General features: G+C 29.2%; 27 protein-coding genes. 16 read left to right on the forward strand and 11 right to left on the reverse strand.

From position 1 onward, the window contains the following. The 16 genes from CQA75_RS08005 to CQA75_RS08080 all read left to right on the forward strand — a co-directional run. Nucleotides 1-1,521 (forward strand): Mu transposase C-terminal domain-containing protein (locus tag CQA75_RS08005; RefSeq protein ID WP_137624469.1); only part of this gene is annotated, 1,521 nt, incomplete at its 5' end. Nucleotides 1,522-1,623: 102 nt separating this feature from the next. Next, nucleotides 1,624-2,481 (forward strand): AAA family ATPase, encoded by an 858-nt coding sequence (locus CQA75_RS08010; RefSeq protein ID WP_137624470.1) that lies wholly within the window; start codon nt 1,624-1,626, stop codon nt 2,479-2,481. Further along, on the forward strand, nt 2,478-2,681 hold the full coding sequence (locus CQA75_RS08015; protein ID WP_137624471.1) for a sigma factor-like helix-turn-helix DNA-binding protein: 204 nt from the start codon (nt 2,478-2,480) through the stop codon (nt 2,679-2,681). Before CQA75_RS08010 ends, CQA75_RS08015 begins: the two co-directional genes overlap by 4 nt. Beyond that, nucleotides 2,665-2,850: a hypothetical protein gene (locus CQA75_RS08020; protein ID WP_137621111.1), complete on the forward strand. Its 186-nt coding sequence runs from the start codon at nt 2,665-2,667 to the stop codon at nt 2,848-2,850. Before CQA75_RS08015 ends, CQA75_RS08020 begins: the two co-directional genes overlap by 17 nt. 96 nt (nt 2,851-2,946) lie before the next feature. Next, nucleotides 2,947-3,285 (forward strand): DUF7768 domain-containing protein, encoded by a 339-nt coding sequence (locus CQA75_RS08025; protein ID WP_137624472.1) that lies wholly within the window; start codon nt 2,947-2,949, stop codon nt 3,283-3,285. Between the two features lie 105 nt (nt 3,286-3,390). Next, complete coding sequence (locus CQA75_RS08030) at nt 3,391-3,876, forward strand: host-nuclease inhibitor Gam family protein (protein WP_137624473.1); 486 nt, start codon at nt 3,391-3,393, stop codon at nt 3,874-3,876. After that, a complete protein-coding gene (locus CQA75_RS08035; protein ID WP_070282380.1) occupies nt 3,873-4,064 on the forward strand; it encodes a hypothetical protein in 192 nt (63 codons plus the stop codon). Before CQA75_RS08030 ends, CQA75_RS08035 begins: the two co-directional genes overlap by 4 nt. A 63-nt stretch (nt 4,065-4,127) precedes the next feature. Continuing rightward, entirely contained in the window at nt 4,128-4,400 is a 273-nt protein-coding gene (locus tag CQA75_RS08040) for a hypothetical protein (RefSeq protein WP_137624474.1), read from the forward strand. Next, nucleotides 4,397-4,597, forward strand: a complete 201-nt coding sequence (locus tag CQA75_RS08045; protein ID WP_137624475.1) for a hypothetical protein — start codon at nt 4,397-4,399, stop codon at nt 4,595-4,597. Before CQA75_RS08040 ends, CQA75_RS08045 begins: the two co-directional genes overlap by 4 nt. Continuing rightward, entirely contained in the window at nt 4,594-5,058 is a 465-nt protein-coding gene (locus CQA75_RS08050; protein WP_137624476.1) for a YopX family protein, read from the forward strand. The genes CQA75_RS08045 and CQA75_RS08050 overlap by 4 nt, the downstream gene beginning before the upstream one ends. Before the next feature lie 3 nt (nt 5,059-5,061). Continuing rightward, nucleotides 5,062-5,526, forward strand: coding sequence for a hypothetical protein (locus CQA75_RS08055; protein WP_171000095.1), 465 nt, complete (start codon nt 5,062-5,064; stop codon nt 5,524-5,526). A gap of 164 nt (nt 5,527-5,690) precedes the next feature. Further along, nucleotides 5,691-5,870, forward strand: a complete 180-nt coding sequence (locus tag CQA75_RS08060; RefSeq protein WP_137624478.1) for a hypothetical protein — start codon at nt 5,691-5,693, stop codon at nt 5,868-5,870. Continuing rightward, the gene (locus CQA75_RS08065; RefSeq protein ID WP_137624479.1) at nt 5,867-6,310 is read left to right on the forward strand and encodes a hypothetical protein; all 444 of its coding nucleotides are present in this window, start codon (nt 5,867-5,869) and stop codon (nt 6,308-6,310) included. Before CQA75_RS08060 ends, CQA75_RS08065 begins: the two co-directional genes overlap by 4 nt. Nucleotides 6,311-6,348: 38 nt before the next feature. Then, complete coding sequence (locus tag CQA75_RS08070; protein WP_137624480.1) at nt 6,349-6,555, forward strand: NrdR family transcriptional regulator; 207 nt, start codon at nt 6,349-6,351, stop codon at nt 6,553-6,555. Further along, nucleotides 6,527-7,006, forward strand: coding sequence for a phage virion morphogenesis protein (locus CQA75_RS08075; protein ID WP_137624481.1), 480 nt, complete (start codon nt 6,527-6,529; stop codon nt 7,004-7,006). The genes CQA75_RS08070 and CQA75_RS08075 overlap by 29 nt, the downstream gene beginning before the upstream one ends. A 35-nt stretch (nt 7,007-7,041) precedes the next feature. Then, nucleotides 7,042-7,569 (forward strand): PH domain-containing protein, encoded by a 528-nt coding sequence (locus tag CQA75_RS08080; RefSeq protein ID WP_137624482.1) that lies wholly within the window; start codon nt 7,042-7,044, stop codon nt 7,567-7,569. Between the two features lie 136 nt (nt 7,570-7,705). Here the strand turns inward: CQA75_RS08080 and CQA75_RS08085 are convergent, their stop codons facing one another. The 11 genes from CQA75_RS08085 to CQA75_RS08135 form a co-directional block, all read right to left on the reverse strand. Next, entirely contained in the window at nt 7,706-8,836 is a 1,131-nt protein-coding gene (locus tag CQA75_RS08085) for a phage minor head protein (RefSeq protein ID WP_137624483.1), read from the reverse strand. Further along, nucleotides 8,829-10,211, reverse strand: a complete 1,383-nt coding sequence (locus tag CQA75_RS08090) for a phage portal protein family protein (protein ID WP_137624484.1) — start codon at nt 10,209-10,211, stop codon at nt 8,829-8,831. Before CQA75_RS08090 ends, CQA75_RS08085 begins: the two co-directional genes overlap by 8 nt. Further along, nucleotides 10,208-11,734 carry a phage terminase large subunit gene (terL, locus tag CQA75_RS08095; RefSeq protein ID WP_137624485.1) on the reverse strand — a complete coding sequence of 509 codons (1,527 nt, stop codon included), beginning with the start codon at nt 11,732-11,734 and terminating at the stop codon, nt 10,208-10,210. The genes CQA75_RS08090 and terL overlap by 4 nt, the downstream gene beginning before the upstream one ends. Before the next feature lie 80 nt (nt 11,735-11,814). Then, entirely contained in the window at nt 11,815-12,129 is a 315-nt protein-coding gene (locus CQA75_RS08100; RefSeq protein WP_137624486.1) for a phage holin family protein, read from the reverse strand. A 119-nt stretch (nt 12,130-12,248) separates the two neighbouring features. Continuing rightward, on the reverse strand, nt 12,249-12,476 hold the full coding sequence (locus CQA75_RS08105) for a hypothetical protein (RefSeq protein ID WP_137624487.1): 228 nt from the start codon (nt 12,474-12,476) through the stop codon (nt 12,249-12,251). Beyond that, a complete protein-coding gene (locus CQA75_RS08110) occupies nt 12,473-12,814 on the reverse strand; it encodes a hypothetical protein (RefSeq protein WP_137624488.1) in 342 nt (113 codons plus the stop codon). Before CQA75_RS08110 ends, CQA75_RS08105 begins: the two co-directional genes overlap by 4 nt. A 9-nt stretch (nt 12,815-12,823) precedes the next feature. After that, nucleotides 12,824-13,213, reverse strand: a complete 390-nt coding sequence (locus CQA75_RS08115) for a D-Ala-D-Ala carboxypeptidase family metallohydrolase (RefSeq protein ID WP_137624489.1) — start codon at nt 13,211-13,213, stop codon at nt 12,824-12,826. Next, complete coding sequence (locus tag CQA75_RS08120) at nt 13,191-13,565, reverse strand: hypothetical protein (RefSeq protein WP_137624490.1); 375 nt, start codon at nt 13,563-13,565, stop codon at nt 13,191-13,193. The genes CQA75_RS08115 and CQA75_RS08120 overlap by 23 nt, the downstream gene beginning before the upstream one ends. After that, nucleotides 13,562-13,915, reverse strand: a complete 354-nt coding sequence (locus CQA75_RS08125) for a hypothetical protein (RefSeq protein ID WP_137624491.1) — start codon at nt 13,913-13,915, stop codon at nt 13,562-13,564. Before CQA75_RS08125 ends, CQA75_RS08120 begins: the two co-directional genes overlap by 4 nt. Continuing rightward, the gene (locus CQA75_RS08130; protein ID WP_137624492.1) at nt 13,912-14,235 is read right to left on the reverse strand and encodes a hypothetical protein; all 324 of its coding nucleotides are present in this window, start codon (nt 14,233-14,235) and stop codon (nt 13,912-13,914) included. The genes CQA75_RS08125 and CQA75_RS08130 overlap by 4 nt, the downstream gene beginning before the upstream one ends. Continuing rightward, the gene (locus CQA75_RS08135; protein ID WP_137624493.1) at nt 14,235-15,122 is read right to left on the reverse strand and encodes a Mu-like prophage major head subunit gpT family protein; all 888 of its coding nucleotides are present in this window, start codon (nt 15,120-15,122) and stop codon (nt 14,235-14,237) included. Before CQA75_RS08135 ends, CQA75_RS08130 begins: the two co-directional genes overlap by 1 nt. Nucleotides 15,123-15,201 lie beyond the last annotated feature (79 nt).

The following is a 15,201-nucleotide window of genomic DNA, read 5'->3' on the forward strand; positions in this document are numbered from 1 at the left end:
CTTGATGCTTTAGTAGATAAAAGAGAAAATAAAAAAGCAGATGAGATCGAAAGACTTGGTATAAAAGAACTTTTTGTAAATACCTTGCTCGCACAAAAAGGAAGGCTTAATGCTTCTAATATCCATCGCATTATAAATTATGAAATTGCAAAAAATGGAAAATTAGATTTGAAAGATTTTCTAGGCAAAAAAGATGAGTTTATAAGCTATGAGTGTATTTTAAGAAGTATGAAAAAATACTTAAAAGAAAACAAGCTTATAAAAAATATCATCTTACATGGAGAAGATGGAGCCATAAGTCGTCATCTGCCTGCACTTGGGGTGAGCAATTGGAAAGCTTCTACCATCAATGAAATCGTAGAGATTGACGCAAGCCCACTTGATGCCATTTGCAAGGTGGATTTTATTAATGAAAAATACGGCTTAAGAGGTGAAGAGTGCTCTTGGCATAAACGCTACACTATTATATCTTTAATCGATACCTATAGTGGCGTGGCTAGCTTTTATCTTGGTTTTAGTGAAGATAGCTTAAGCATAGCAAGAGCTATCGCAAAATACATCAGTACTTATGGCTTACCAAAATGCATACATTCAGATAATGGCAAGGCATTTTTAAGCAAAAATGTCAAAGCTCTTTTAGAAAGATTAAACATTGATTATAAGTCAATGCCAGCTTATAGTGGCTGGACTAAGCCTTATGTAGAAAATAAGTTTAAAGACTTGCAAAACTCACTCACCGCAAACTTGGTTGGATACATAGGAGCCAATGTCAAAGAAAGACAAGCCATTGAGTTTTTTTATTCTAAAAAGGAAAGACGTCTTAAAAAAGGCTACAAAACCAATCAAAGAAGACTTAAAACACTTGAATTTATGAGAGCTTGCATAGATGATTATAGTGCGTATTTTATGAATAATAAATGGCTTGATCGCTTGGGTGCTACTCCAAAAGAAAGTTATGAGACAAAAATAGAAGATGCAATTGCTATGGATGAGCTTAGTCTTAGTATGTATTTAGGTGGCGAGCTAAAACTAAGAAAGATATTAAATAAAGGATTAAGCTTAAACGGCACCCTTTTTTATAATCCAAAATTATACATCCATGAAGAAGTGTATGTGTGTGAAAATCTCAATAATCAAAATGAAATCTTTTGCTTTGATAAACAAAAAGAACTTATTTGCGTAGCTAACAATCTAGACCTTGAACTTGGAGTGAGTGTTGAAGAAGCCAAAGAAGCTAGAAAGCTTGTAAATAAAGCTATAAAAGCAAGTAAAGATAAAATCGATAAGCAAAGAGTGATTTTAGAAAAGAATATGGAGAAATATCTAGAACTTGGCACACAAAAACTAGAAAAAGTAAAAGCACCAAAAGTAAAAATCAGCAATAACGCTAAAGAAGAACTTGAATTTTCAAATACTCTTGTAAGCAATGGCGATGTGGAACGTTTTGCTAAAAAGAGTGAGGTAAAACTTGAACGCAAAATTCCTAAATGGGAAAATGCAGCAAAAAAGGCAGGATATTGATAAAAAGTTTTTAAAAGCTTTTAAAGTCTATTTAAACACGCTTTGAAAGTTTTTAAAAGCTTTTTAAAAAGCTTTATAAAGAATATAAAAAGGAATAAAAACATGCAAGAATTAAGTCAAGAATTAGAATGTTTTTTAAAACAAAGTGGTATGAAACCAAGTGCATTAGCTCGTGCTATCGGAGCGAGTGCTAGTTTGATTTCACAGATTAAAAGTGCTAGCTATAAAGGTGATGTGGCTTTATGGGCTAAAAAGATAAGAGATTTTATCGCACTTTATCAAGATAAAAATGAAGTAGAAATCGAAAAAGAAACCATCTTTAAAAGTAGAGATTTTTCTATGGCAAGTTTTGTTATGAGTGAAGCTGTGAATGAAAAAGAAATCGCTCTTATTTTTGGAGAGGCAGGAACGGGCAAAACGACTATTATAAAAGAATTTATCAAAAACAAACCCCAAAGCATTTTAATAGAAGCAACCTGCCATACAAGCGTAGGAGTAATGCTTGATGAATTACTTCTTGCTCTTAAAATCGAAGCAAATAACAATAATGCCTCTAAATTAAAAGCAATTGCAAGATTTTTAAAAGCAAATGAAAAGATTTTGATTGTCGATGAAGCTGAATATTTGCCACTTAAAGCACTGGAAGATTTAAGACGTATTGCTGATTTTGCTAGAGTGCCTCTCATTTTAGTAGGAACTGAGATTTTATACAAAAATCTAATGGGTAAAAATAAAGAGCTTAAGCAACTTTACTCAAGAATTTGCGGTAAGTGGATGATGAAAGGGCTTAGCAAAGAAGAAAGCGATGAATTTTTTGGCAAAAGTTATTTTAAATTCACAAATGGCAATTTTAGAAGCAGTGCAAAACTCCTAAAAAAAGCCTTAAGACTTGCAGAACTTGAAGAATGTGAAATAAACGATGATCTTATATTAAGTGCGAGTGAGATGGTTATATTATGAGTTTTGAAGAGATAGCAAAGGAACTAGGTATTTCAAAAACTCGTGTTCATCAAATCTATAAACACGCTATTAAAAAATTAAGGAGTCCTAGAAATAAAGATAAATGGCTTGCTATCTTTGAAACTTTAGACTTAATAGAGCAAGAAAAAACAAAAAGAAACAATTTAATACAAGGAGTAGATCATGACAACAATGATTAAAGGCGAAAAAGCAGACTATAGTGCTTCATTGTTTGAAGTAAGAGGTGTGAGTATTTATTTTAAAGAAAGCGGTGCTTTTGTGGATGTTTTAAAAGGAATTTACCCTGATCATATTGCACAAAAAATTCTTAATTTTCACTTGAATAAAAAGCTGAATAAAAGTGCTTGATTTAAAAGCACTTTAATTGCGTTTTTTTCTTTTTAAGTCTTTTTTTAAGAAGACTTAAAAAGGGTAAAACCCTAAAATCATCAAAAAAGGAGAACAATGCCATTAGTTTATATAGCAAGTCCTTATAAAGGCTTAGCTGTGCAAGAAAGCAGACGCAAATCATTAGCCATAAGCGTTGCCGAGCAAGAATGCTTAAAAATTATACGTGAATGTGAAGATTTTACGCCTATTTCACCCATACTACAATTTAGCTATTTGGAAGAGAATAAACACAGAGACAAAGCTTTACAAATGGGGAAAGAACTTTTAAAAGCTTGTGATTATATTTATCTTAGCAAACACAAAGATGCTAAAAATTCAACAGGTATGTTTATGGAAGCTGAACTTGCTAAAAAGCTAGGCATTAAAGAATTAGTTTTGGAGTTGCCCTTATAAGGGTTTAAGGATAGTCAAGAAAAGAAATAAGTATGCCATGTCTTTAAAATATGGTGTGGTTTTTTGGGATTATCAAATCGAAAAATATAAATTAAAGGAGAATAAATGCAAATAAATAGTTTTGAAGATGTAAATCTTGCACTTAAAAAAGTAGCAGAGCTTAGTGTGCAAATAGAAAAAATCAATGGAGAGGTAACTTTAGCTTGTAATGAAATCAAAGAAAGCCGTGCAGGAGAGATTAAAGTTTTAAGCGATGAGCTTGGATATATAGAAGCTTGTATCACTACTTTTTGTGAAAACAATAAGCATGAATTTGCTGAAAAAAGATCTAAGGAATTTACCTTTGGCAAGATTGGTTATCGCTTAAGTAAAAGTGTATCTTTACCACGTGTAAAAGAAAAACTAGAAAGTTTAATTAAAGCCTTTAAAAGCTATGGGCTTAATGAGTGCATTACTTACAAAGAAGAACTTAACAAAGAAGCCATAGTAGAACTTGAAGATAGCACTTTAGTAAAACTTGGACTTAAAAGGGTTACAAAAGATAATTTTAGAATAGAACCAAAGATTGAAAGCTTGGAGCTAGAAAAATGAGACTAAGCAAACTTTCTTTAATCGCTGCAAGTCTTTTAAGTAATGTTTTTAATGCAAAAACAACTTATTTTAACGGACTTAAAGAGCTTGATTTTAGAAATAAACCAAAGGTAAAAAAGAGAAATCTAAAAAGAAAAAAGAAGATGAACTTAAAACAAAAAATAAGAGCTAGAAAAAGAAAAATTTAACAAGTCCGCTAAGGCGGATTTGATTAAGTTTTTAAAACTTAATTTAAAACAAAAGGATAAAAAATGTATGTAAATGCAAGTATAGATGCAAGTGATTTAGAAGATATAAATGCTGATGATCTTGCTGAACTTTTTGAAGATTTAAGCATAAAAGAGCAAGAGGAATTCTTTAGAATGATCCATAAGGATACCAAGCCAATAGAAAGAATAAGAGCCATTCTTTCTAATTTGTCTAACGATGAAGCACTTAAGCTTTTAAAAGAACTTAATAGCGAGTTTAAAAGCGATGAAGAGTGGCAAGAGGTTGCTAAAAGTATAAATGGAGATGAGAAATGAAACTAAGTGATTTAAAACAAATAATAAAAAACAAAATTACAGATCTTGAAAGTGATGAAAGGCTAGGATATAAAGCGGATATTGCTACAAATCTTCCTTTAGTTTTTGTTCAGGAAGAATTAAGAGCTAAAATTTTTGCCTATAACGATATTTTAAAAATAATTGAAAATCAACAATCGGCAAAGGATAAAAAATGAAATTAAGTGATTTTGATTTTAGGATTTGGAGTGAATTAGAGAATGGGTATATTGAATATCCAGCTTTAGCTAAATTAAGTTCTGTTTTGCCTGCTAAGTCTTATTATGTAAATGAGCTTATTCCTTGTGTTAAATTTGATCAAAGAGACGATAAGAAAGAATTAGAACTTTGGACTGGATATTATGATATAGATGGAAAAAAGATTTATGAGAATGATATAGTAGAGTATCAAGAAAATGAAGCTTTAATGATTAAATACATTAAAGGTGCTTTTTATGCTTGTCAAGATTATAAAAAATTTATGAAAAAATATGAGTGTCAAGATAATAAAGATACCGAGAGGTTTTGGCTAGAAGAAGCTTATAAAATTTGTAATTTAAAAATAGATGATAATAATTTTATTGCTAGGTTTGAAGTCATCGGGAATATCCATGAAAATGAAAATTTATTATTGGGGTAAAAAATGAAAAAACATCTAATGAAATTTTTAGTTATAGTGTTATTACTATCAGCTGGATTTTTCGCTACTATGCTTTTATCCAAATCCTTAGATAGTTTCGCTATTGTAATATTTTTAAGGATTGGTTTAGTAACAATTGGGATTATATTTTGCTCACATCTTCTATATCAAATTTTAAAACCTATTTATAGATTTCTTTTTGTTTATAAGCTTTATGAATACAAAGATGATGAGAGAGGTAAAGCTTTATTTTTATTGTTAAAAAATGCTGATGATTTTGAATATATTATCTTTAGTGAATTTAACAAAATGGGTTTAGTTAGAAATGATGTAATGAAAAAGGCAAAGATAATGAAATATAAAAAATGGCTTTTCTTGTATAAGCTTATGAAAAACTATATAAAAAAGCTTTTTAAGAAAAGTGTTAAAGTGTTTATCAAGTGTAAGATTAAAGAGGATTATAAATGACTGAAATACAATTTAATGAAATAGAAGAAAGATTAGAAAATTTGAAATGTTAAAAATATGAAAAATTTTTAACATAAAAATGAAATATGTTAAAAAAAGCCAAAAAATTTAACAAGTCCATTAAAACTAATGGGCTTGATTAAGTTTTTAAAAAAGGACAAGAAATGAGCATGAGAGAGTGTGCTTTAAAGACTTTTAAAATGCTTTTAGAAGATATTTTAAATGATAAAAATGGTTTTTATAGATACAAAAACGGCAAATTAAATATCTCTAAGATATCTCGTGTAAGTGGTCTTAGCTGGAGCTTTTTAAAAAGAGAACTTTACATAAGAGGTCTTTTATGAGTCCAAAACAAATAAGATTAAGAAAGCAACTTTTAACTAAAATTCATATGCACAAAGAATATCTTTATTATAAAAAACATAATGCTTGGCAAGATTTTTTAACTTTAAGATTTGAAGTAAAAAGCTCTAAAGACTTAAGCATAGATGAGCTTAAAATTTTACTAGATATCTTCGATGGAAAAATCAAAGATAGCTTATCTTTTACTCCTGATTTAAAAGGTAGAGCGATATTAAAAAAAAGCGGTTCTATAAAACAATTTTTTTATCTAAAAGCTCTTTTAGAGCAAAATAAAATAAATATCTTTAGTTTTTATAAGCTTTGTAAAAAAACTTTAAAAAAGGATGTATTCTCGCTCTTAGATCTTGATAAAAAAGATTGTACTACTATGATAGTGGTTTTAGAAAAAATTCTTAAAGCTGAACAAAAAAACAAAAAATAAATATAATTCTTTAAAAAACTTTCTTTAAAGGATTATTATTGATCTGCCCACGATGTGCTAACGATAAAACGAGAGTTTTAAAAACAATAAAATCAGATATCAATGAGAGATTTAGAAGATGTGTTAAATGTGGCTATGCCTTTACATCTATCGAACTTGTAAAGATAGATAAATACGCTGAACACTATATAAAAGAAACTCAAAAAGGTTTGTTTGATGAAGAACTTTACTCTCAAGGGTCTTGAAAATCTTTTGAAAAAATGTGAAAATTTAGAAGATGAGAAAAAGCAAATCATTTTAAGGGAGATTTTTGCTGAAAAACTCTACAAAGAAAGCAAAGAAAATTTAGAAAAAGAACAAGATTCTAATGCTAAGAAATGGGCTCCTTTAAAACAAAGCACATTAATTTCAAGAAAAGCACAAAAGATCATGCATACCAAAAAGCTTTTTGCAACTGGATCCATGCAAAGTTCTTTACATAATGGAGTAGAAAATGATAGAGCATTTGTGGCACTAAATGCAACTCATAAAGGTTTTGCTTATGCAAGCGTACATCAATTTGGAAGTAAAAAAATAACGGCAAGACCCTTTTTACCTATTGACAAAGAATTAAATATCAATCAAAGAGTAGCAGATGAAATGGAAGCTGAAGTAAAGGATATGCTTTTAACTCTTTTTAATCAAAGCTTAAAATGATTTTGATATACTAAGGCTTTATTAAAGGAGTTAAGATGCCTAGTTTGGAAGAAATTCAAAATCAAATTTCTGATTTTTCTAATGCAAAAAGTATTTTTTCAAAAAAAGAAATTAAGGTTTTGCCTGAAATTCTATGGGAAGGTGAAAAAGTAAAAAAAGCCGCACAAGGAACATACAATCTTGCTACTGGATTACTTGTAGCTACAGACAAAAGATTAATTTTTATAGACAAAGGTTTTATTAACTTAAAAGTAGAAACCTTTCTTTATGATAAAATTTCTTCAATTGAATATAGTACAGGATTGATATTTGGCGAGATAGTCATTTATGCTTCTGGTAATAAAGCCAAAATTAAAAATATGGAAAAAAATGAAACAAAAGATATGGCTGAGTTTGTAAGAGAATTCATTCAAAGCAATAACAATCAAGAAACGGCAAAGCAAACCAATACTAATAATGATTTAATGGCAGAGTTAGAAAAAATATCAGATCTTAAAAATAAGGGTATTATTACCGAAGATGAATTTAAAACAATGAAAGAAAAAATCATAGCAAAAATGTAAAAACAACTATCTTAAATAATACTCTTTCTTAAGCAAAGTTTGAAATAAAACTTATTATAATTATTTAATAGCTATCAAGTATGGGAGCAAATGCTAGATACGGCGAAGCGTCTTTACCCCGTTACTGAGCCGTTAGCTATTTTTTATAGATAAGCTTACCTTGACTTAAAACATTTTTAAAATATGCACTATCTTCGCTTAAAAACATCGTTTTATTATTGATTTGATTTCCTTTTTGATTTAATACCATCACAAGTGCTTTTACGCCATTATCATAAAAGTATTTAATATATGTTTTTTTAGTAAAACCTTTATAAAGCGGATCATTATCCATACTCAATCTAATTTCATCAGGATCACTCACAAGTTTTGGTAAATAATCTATATAAAAATGGCGGTTATTTTTCTTTATTTTGGTAGTTTGTTTTTTCTTATCATAAAAAAAATCATCATCCAAGCTTATCACATCACCAATTTTATCTACGAGTAAATCTCCTTTTTTAATGTTAAAAGCTTCATAGACTTTTGCCATAAGTTCTTTGTCGCTTAAATTTTCATAACTCTTTGTTTTTGGCAAATTTTCCAAACTCTCATCTAGGCTTATTCTTGTTTCTTTTGGAATTTGTGTGTTTTCTCTTTTATCATAAGAAAAATTTTTAGAAGCTATGCTTTTTGGATTTTTTAAAATTTTGTATTTAGCCCTCGCTTCTTTTTCGCTTACTGCGATAACTTTACATTTGCAATTATAATCGTTTGGTGGAAAAGAAGTCCTCCAAAAAGGATCATCTTTGTGTATAGCAATGTTATGCATTTTTTTATGTTCGCTTCTAGAGTCTTCTAAAAGTGCACATTTATAAACCCAATAAGTTTTATAAATGAAAGTGCTAAGTTGTTTAGCTCTTGCTTTTGCGTAAGCACTTTGCATATTAGTATGATAGATGGTTTTTAAACGATTTGCATTTATATTAATAGTACGTTTCTCGCCTGTTTTTGGATTTATAATTTCTTTTTTACCATACCAGCCTTTTTGTATTAAAATATCCTTTAAATTGTTTTTAAATTCATTAAAATTTGTACCTTCTTTCATTGCTTTTTTTATTTCTTCATGTAAATCATTCAAAATATCTGTTTTCATAATACCTGCTGCACTAAAAGCTCTATCATGGGCTTGTTTTTTAATTTCGTGGTATTTAAAACTTGTTTTTAAACCCTTGTTTTCTAAATAAGCATAAGCTTCATCCACGCTTTTATTAAAAATATCACTCATTACCTGTATCCAAAAGAGCTTGCATAGAAGCAAGAGCGATTTTTTTATCCAAACTTTCTTTTAATTTTTCAAAGCTAATGTTTGGATATTCCTTAAAAATTATTTCTTCTAATTCTTCATAACTTTCACATTTATCCCAAAAGCTTTTAATTTTTTCATAAATTTCATCACTGATTTCCCCTTCAGCATTTGCATTTAACTCTATTTTATCTTTGGTAAGTTTATTGTTTTTCTCTAGAACTAAAGAATTAAGAGCAAAATTATCGTTATTTTGTTCTTTTTTCTTTAAGCCTTCTATTTTAAAAACTTTAGACAAAAACTCAGCTGGTATTTCATACCCCATTCCTGAAATGGTGCTATAAACTCCTGCTAAATACTGCTCATCAATTTCTTTGTTTGTATCAAAAATGAACTCAAATTCACAAGGAGTGGCAAAATTAAGTTTTAAAATTTGCTCTAGTAATTTTTGTATGCTTTTGGTTAAAAAAAGCGTATCCATTTCTCCTACATTAAGTCTAACTTCTTCGTGGATATTCCCTAAAGCTTGGGTGCCATTTTGCACGGCATTTCCTGCTAAAACCTGACCACTGATTAATTTTGAAATGGCTTCATCGCAGTATCTTAAAAAATCAGTAAAAGTAGAAGTTGAAAGCCCAGAGTTTAAAAGCTCTATCATATCTTCTTTGTTAAAAATCCCAACACTTGCACTTCTTAAATGGCTAAGCTGTGTCAAAAGCTCTTCAATTTCTTTATCATCATTTGCATTTGTAGTTTTTGCAATAATAGGTGGTACGCTTAAATTATCAAGATAAGAAATATTTTTACTCATTGCAAGCTGTTTTAAAACTGCAATGCTTACAACATTATAAAAAAGAGCTTGTTCTATAAAAGAGCCCGAATCACTAGGATGTAAATGTAAAAATATATCATCACATTCATCTATAAAAAGCTTTTTACTTTCACTATAAAAAAACAATCTTTCCTTATTATCCATTGAAAAAAATCTAGGACTTATGTATTTAAGATGTGGTAAAACACTAACATCTTTAACTTTCCATTCGATTAAAAATGCTGCAAAACCATAAACAACCGCGGCACTCATTTCAAATACAAATTTTCTAAAATCACTCTTAGCTAGATAATTTTGCAAAAATTCTTTCTGTCTTTCGTCCTTGCAGTTGATATACATAGGAAAAGAACACATTTTAAAACGTCTTTTCATTACTTCACTTGCAATTTGCGGATCAAAGCGTTTAAAATAATCATAAATACTTATAAGTTCGCTAAAATTTTCACTATTTAAAGCACTGATTATACTATCAAAATCAACACTACTTGCTACGCTTTTTCTTGAACTTTTGTTTAATATTCTCATAAAAATCCTTTTTTAAACTTTTTCTTACTGAGTATTCTATTGATCGCTTTATAATCCGCGTTTCCTGCACTTGAAGCAATTCTAAAAGCCATCTCGGAGGCATCCAGTAAATCATCGTGTGCTGCCTTTGGATAAGTTAGCATTTCTTCAACAAGTAAATTTGAATTGCTATCTATTAAAATCGTGCCATCGTTAATATAAGGAGCCAAACTATCAATACGAAGTTCTTTTGCAACTTTATTCTTTAGCTCGCAAACACTTAAAACTATGCCGATTTTCAAAGCCTCTTCTTTTAATTTATCTTTGAAAAACTCTTGAAAAGCTATAGTTTCAATAGCTATTTTTACTACTTTGCCTAAGCTTAAATATTTTATATAAAGTTTTAATATCACATCTATCATTTTACTTGGAGAGATTTTATAACCGCTTGCTTTTAAATGAAATTTATTTTTTTCTATTCTTTTAAGTTCAGCAATAGCAAAATAATCTCCTTTTGCTTTTCCAAGTGCAGGGTCAATTCCTAAAACTACTAAATCAAAATCTTGCTCTTTTTCTATGATTTTATATTCGCTAAAAATAGCAGTCTCATTGCTTAAAGCTTTATTTTGATACTCGCTATAAAAGCTTGGTGTATCTGCAAAATATTCTTTTAAGATTTCCATTTTGTTTAAGTTCTCATCATCAATTTTAAAACCTTTTAAATCATCTTTTAAGATATTATTTTTATCAATTAAGTCAAGACGATCTGGAAAATTTAATACCAAAGGAAAATCATAGATTAAAAAGCGTTTATCATCATTTAAACGATTTAGCAAGCTATCTTGATGTAAAATAGTGCCGACAACTAAATACAAGTAGTTTTCTGTAGTTCTTGCAACCAGTTTTAAAATCGCCTTATTGAACCATTTGTAAAGTTTATCTCTTTGAGTTTTACTTTCTACATTTTCATCGTTTTCTATATCATCACAAATGATTAAGTCAGGTCTTTTTCCTAAATAATTAGTCCCTCTTATTTTTTTGCCAGCACCAAAAGCTTTGATTTTTTTATATTCACCGCCACTTATAAAAACTATAGCTTCACTAGTCCATTCATCACCCAAACTGATCTCAAAATCATTGATTAATTTAGCATTCTCTTCAAGCTCTGTTTTTATAGTAGCTATACTTTCACTTGCAATATCTAAAGTAGAAGAGATAATTAAGGCGTATTGCTTTTTATTGCTAAGAAGTGAGTAAATCGTCCAAAGTCTTACCAAAAGTGTTGTCTTAGCACTACCACGATAGGCTTTAAAACAGAGATGTTTGCTTGTTTTTTCTAGTTTTTCAATATTATCATAAATAAAATTTCTAAAAAGTGAGCTTTCTTTTTTAATAAAATTAATATGATGGGCAAAGTATTCAAATACAAAAGCTTTGAAACCTTGTTTTAAAATCCTTTCTTTTCTTGCTTTTTTATCTTCTTTGTGGTTAAATTTTAATGCTTTTAATCTTGCCTTTATTTCATTTAATTCCATCTTATCCATTTGTAGTCCAAAAAAAGTATTTTTAAAAAGCTTTAAAATACATTTAAAATCTTTTAAATCTAAATGATTAATACTAAATATTACATCTTGTCTATTTTTCTATTTACAAGCTTTTCTACAAGCTGTTCTATCTTAAGCAATGCATCGGTTCCCATGTAAGCTGCAAAACCCCCAAAAGCGACACTTAGTTTTAATCCAAAGTCTAGATAACTTGCTATTTCAAATACAAGATAAGCTACAAACATAGAACCTAGCATTCCTTTTACAAAGGTTAAAAACTTACCTTTTACATCTTTGTAAGGTTTTAATTTGTCTTTTGTTACTATACCTACAAGTCCAGCAAATACACTCACAATACTTAAAATGCAATAGATAAATATATCTTCAAATTTCATATGCTAGTTCCTTGTTAAAATTTCAAATGCATAAAATAAAATCAAAGCAAAACTAGAAAATAAAAGAGCTATGAAAAGTTCTTTTATAAAATCTTTTTTAATTGATTTGTTATTTTCTTTCATTTGTTATCTCCGGTGCATTGCTTTGCTATATCTTCAACTTCAAGATAATAAGAGCTGATTTGTTTTGCACTTTCTAAATCACCCTTATCAAAAGGCTTTAAAGGAAGTTTCAAAGGGCACTTTATAGGAATTTTTACTTCTTGATACTGCGTTTTAATCAATAGCTCTTTAGGAGCACAAGCTGTAAAAACAAAAGATATAAAAATATAAAAAAGAATTCTCATTGCTTAGCTCCTAAAATTTTAAAAAGCTCTTTATAAGCTTTAAGCTCACTTTCGCAGCTTTTATCTTTGATAAAAATTTCTTTTACTTTTGAAACTTCCTTTAAAACCTCTTTGGGTTTTAAATCAAGCTTTAAATTTTCAAATGCTTTATTTTGTTTTAAAAGTTGCTCTTTGTTTGTTTTGATTTCATTTTTTAAATATTCTTTTGTGAGTTTTAATTGATTGTTTTCAAGAACCAAAGAGTGATTCTCATAATACAAAAACCCACAAACACTTAAAAGCAAAACAATGATAATATTTGAAACACCAAAAAACTTTTCCAAAATAAAGCTAAACATTTTTATTCCTTAAGAATAAGTCCATCGGGCTTTTTTTCCTCTGGTATCAATATGCACAAAACCACCAAAAGGATTTTCAAAATTATGTTTTATAGCAATTCCAAAAGGTTTATTACCATATTTTTCTAAAACGTATTGATGCACTTCTTCAGTTTTAACACCTTTAACCACAAAATCAGCCGCACTGCCGATGGTGTGTTGGCTTTTAGCAGCCCCACCTACTTTGGCATTATGTTCTTTGCAACGATAACCACTATTTATAATAATAGGTGCGTTGTAATGCTCTTTGATTTCACAAAGCACATCGACTAATTCATCACTTGGAACATTAGGTGGTAATTTGCATTTACCACATTTACATTTAAATTCGCTTTCTTTAAAATAGGGATTTTCTTTCATCTTGCTCTCCTTCTGGTTTAGAAAAAATTTCTATATTGAATTTAAGTCTATAAGCAAATAATGAAGAGTTTATAAAACCACTTTCAATACTGCTTAAAAGTTTTTTAGTTGTATCAAACTCAAAAAGCTTTAATCTTAGTTCATCAATTTGTTTAATTAGAGAATTTTTATCTTTATTGAAAGTATGAGAACTAAAAATTAAAGAAAAACCTACACTATCTTTATGATGATTGACACTTGTGAGGCTTTCAAGCATTAAGTAAAGCCCACCTTGTTTTATATCTTCATAATTTGCTATACCTATGGCATTAAAATGCTTTAATAAATCTTTGCTAACACTATCTAGAGTCAAAACTTATCCTTTCTTTGCATTACTCTAAGTCTTAAAGAGTTTAAATTTCCATCTTGATCTACTATAGGAGCATTTTGTATCTGTTTTAAAGCATTATCTAAAAGCATTTTATCTTCATCATCTAAAACGATTTTAAGATAAATTTTTATACGAATATATGCAAAATCTTCCCAAATAAAACCAGCAACATCTTTATTTTTACAAACATCATCCGCATCTTTTGCAGCTTTTGCAACCACTTCTCTTGTGATTTCATCAATGTTTGCTAAGTTTTGTTGTGCTCTTTTCATAAGTGCTAACTCTTTTAAAGTAAGAGCTAGCATCTTAGGAGGAGTTAGCAAAGGTGTCATTTACTGCCTTTTTTATTATTTTCTGAAGATTTAGGGTTTTTTATCTCATTGCTTTCTTTTGCAATTTTTTGCTTTTCTTTTTCAAAACCTTGTTTTTCTTTTAAAAATTCTTCCTTTTCTTTTTCAAGAATATCTTTTTCTTCTTTGAGTTTCTCTTTTTCTTTTTCAAAACTTTGTTTTTCTTTTTCAAAATCCTTCTTTTCTTTTAGAAACTCTTCTTTTTCTTTTTCAAAACTTTCTTTCTCATTATTAGAAGAATTTTTTGCTCTTAAAATCTCATTTTGTTCTCTAAGTTTATTAGCTGAAGCAATATTATCCATTATTCTGCCTTTCCGCTTGATTTATAAGCTAGTTGCCAAAGTCCATAACCTGCATTATCTTCACTATCGATTCCATATTGAAAAGTTTTACGCATAAATGCAGCCTCATCAGTAGGATTGTCTTTAGCTACAAACTCTGCACCCTTGTTAATTTGTAAAATTAAAGGCTTGATAGGTTTAGTATTATCAATCAAATACCAAGCTTCTTGATCTTTTAAATTTGCAGAGGTGAATACTTCTACTACACCTTTAAAAACATTGCTTGATCCATTAATTAAATCACTATTTACAATCTCAAGTGCCTTAGCTTCCAAGCTTAAAGGAACTACTAAAAGTGCAGGGTTTATGTTTAAGGTGCGTCCACTTTCATTAGTCAAGGCACGCATATTTTTTCTAGCTTCCATAAGACTTTGTGCGCTTAATTTTTTCTCTCCAAGATTTGAAAAGGACACGCCGCCTATATCATGATCGTTTGCGAAAAATGCTTTACCATCAAAACAAGTTTGATTTTGCTCTAAAAGGGTAAAAATAAGGTCATTATAATGATTTTGTACCTCATAAGCTAACATTTCAATTTGCGGTCTAACGATTCCTAAATTATCATAAGTTATCACATCTCGTGGCACTTCAATAGAGCTTTCCCAGTCTTTTTTGGTAATGGTATAGCCTTGTCCTTTGAGTTTGCTAAATTGACGATCGCCTATCCATTCACGCATTTTTGGCAAAGACGCTAAAAATTGGTATTCTACAACTAAAGAATTTGCATTGGTTATCATCGCAAATTTTTCATAATCTTTATTTCCATTCTCAAGAGCATTGTTAAAAATAGTACTAAAACCTTTATTTACTGCTTGCATATAAGCAGTACTTAATTCTGTAAAAGCCATTATTTATCTCCTTTGATTCCAAGTTGTTTAAAAACTTTTGCTTCATAAGCGTTAAGTTCTTTTCTTTTGCTTGTAAAAT

Origin of the sequence: Campylobacter taeniopygiae, assembly GCF_005406225.1 — a bacterium.
GTDB classification, from domain to species: Bacteria; Campylobacterota; Campylobacteria; order Campylobacterales; family Campylobacteraceae; genus Campylobacter_D; species Campylobacter_D taeniopygiae.

Coding starts and splice junctions, on each gene's coding strand:
- CQA75_RS08010 (WP_137624470.1), top strand. CDS start 1,624: ATGCAAGAATTAAGTCAAGAATTAGAATGTTTTTTAAAACAAAGTGGT.
- CQA75_RS08015 (WP_137624471.1), top strand. CDS start 2,478: ATGAGTTTTGAAGAGATAGCAAAGGAACTAGGTATTTCAAAAACTCGT.
- CQA75_RS08020 (WP_137621111.1), top strand. CDS start 2,665: ATGACAACAATGATTAAAGGCGAAAAAGCAGACTATAGTGCTTCATTG.
- CQA75_RS08025 (WP_137624472.1), top strand. CDS start 2,947: ATGCCATTAGTTTATATAGCAAGTCCTTATAAAGGCTTAGCTGTGCAA.
- CQA75_RS08030 (WP_137624473.1), top strand. CDS start 3,391: ATGCAAATAAATAGTTTTGAAGATGTAAATCTTGCACTTAAAAAAGTA.
- CQA75_RS08035 (WP_070282380.1), top strand. CDS start 3,873: ATGAGACTAAGCAAACTTTCTTTAATCGCTGCAAGTCTTTTAAGTAAT.
- CQA75_RS08040 (WP_137624474.1), top strand. CDS start 4,128: ATGTATGTAAATGCAAGTATAGATGCAAGTGATTTAGAAGATATAAAT.
- CQA75_RS08045 (WP_137624475.1), top strand. CDS start 4,397: ATGAAACTAAGTGATTTAAAACAAATAATAAAAAACAAAATTACAGAT.
- CQA75_RS08050 (WP_137624476.1), top strand. CDS start 4,594: ATGAAATTAAGTGATTTTGATTTTAGGATTTGGAGTGAATTAGAGAAT.
- CQA75_RS08055 (WP_171000095.1), top strand. CDS start 5,062: ATGAAAAAACATCTAATGAAATTTTTAGTTATAGTGTTATTACTATCA.
- CQA75_RS08060 (WP_137624478.1), top strand. CDS start 5,691: ATGAGCATGAGAGAGTGTGCTTTAAAGACTTTTAAAATGCTTTTAGAA.
- CQA75_RS08065 (WP_137624479.1), top strand. CDS start 5,867: ATGAGTCCAAAACAAATAAGATTAAGAAAGCAACTTTTAACTAAAATT.
- CQA75_RS08075 (WP_137624481.1), top strand. CDS start 6,527: ATGAAGAACTTTACTCTCAAGGGTCTTGAAAATCTTTTGAAAAAATGT.
- CQA75_RS08080 (WP_137624482.1), top strand. CDS start 7,042: ATGCCTAGTTTGGAAGAAATTCAAAATCAAATTTCTGATTTTTCTAAT.
- CQA75_RS08085 (WP_137624483.1), bottom strand. CDS start 8,836: ATGAGTGATATTTTTAATAAAAGCGTGGATGAAGCTTATGCTTATTTA.
- CQA75_RS08090 (WP_137624484.1), bottom strand. CDS start 10,211: ATGAGAATATTAAACAAAAGTTCAAGAAAAAGCGTAGCAAGTAGTGTT.
- terL (WP_137624485.1), bottom strand. CDS start 11,734: ATGGATAAGATGGAATTAAATGAAATAAAGGCAAGATTAAAAGCATTA.
- CQA75_RS08100 (WP_137624486.1), bottom strand. CDS start 12,129: ATGAAATTTGAAGATATATTTATCTATTGCATTTTAAGTATTGTGAGT.
- CQA75_RS08105 (WP_137624487.1), bottom strand. CDS start 12,476: ATGAGAATTCTTTTTTATATTTTTATATCTTTTGTTTTTACAGCTTGT.
- CQA75_RS08110 (WP_137624488.1), bottom strand. CDS start 12,814: ATGTTTAGCTTTATTTTGGAAAAGTTTTTTGGTGTTTCAAATATTATC.
- CQA75_RS08115 (WP_137624489.1), bottom strand. CDS start 13,213: ATGAAAGAAAATCCCTATTTTAAAGAAAGCGAATTTAAATGTAAATGT.
- CQA75_RS08125 (WP_137624491.1), bottom strand. CDS start 13,915: ATGACACCTTTGCTAACTCCTCCTAAGATGCTAGCTCTTACTTTAAAA.
- CQA75_RS08130 (WP_137624492.1), bottom strand. CDS start 14,235: ATGGATAATATTGCTTCAGCTAATAAACTTAGAGAACAAAATGAGATT.
- CQA75_RS08135 (WP_137624493.1), bottom strand. CDS start 15,122: ATGGCTTTTACAGAATTAAGTACTGCTTATATGCAAGCAGTAAATAAA.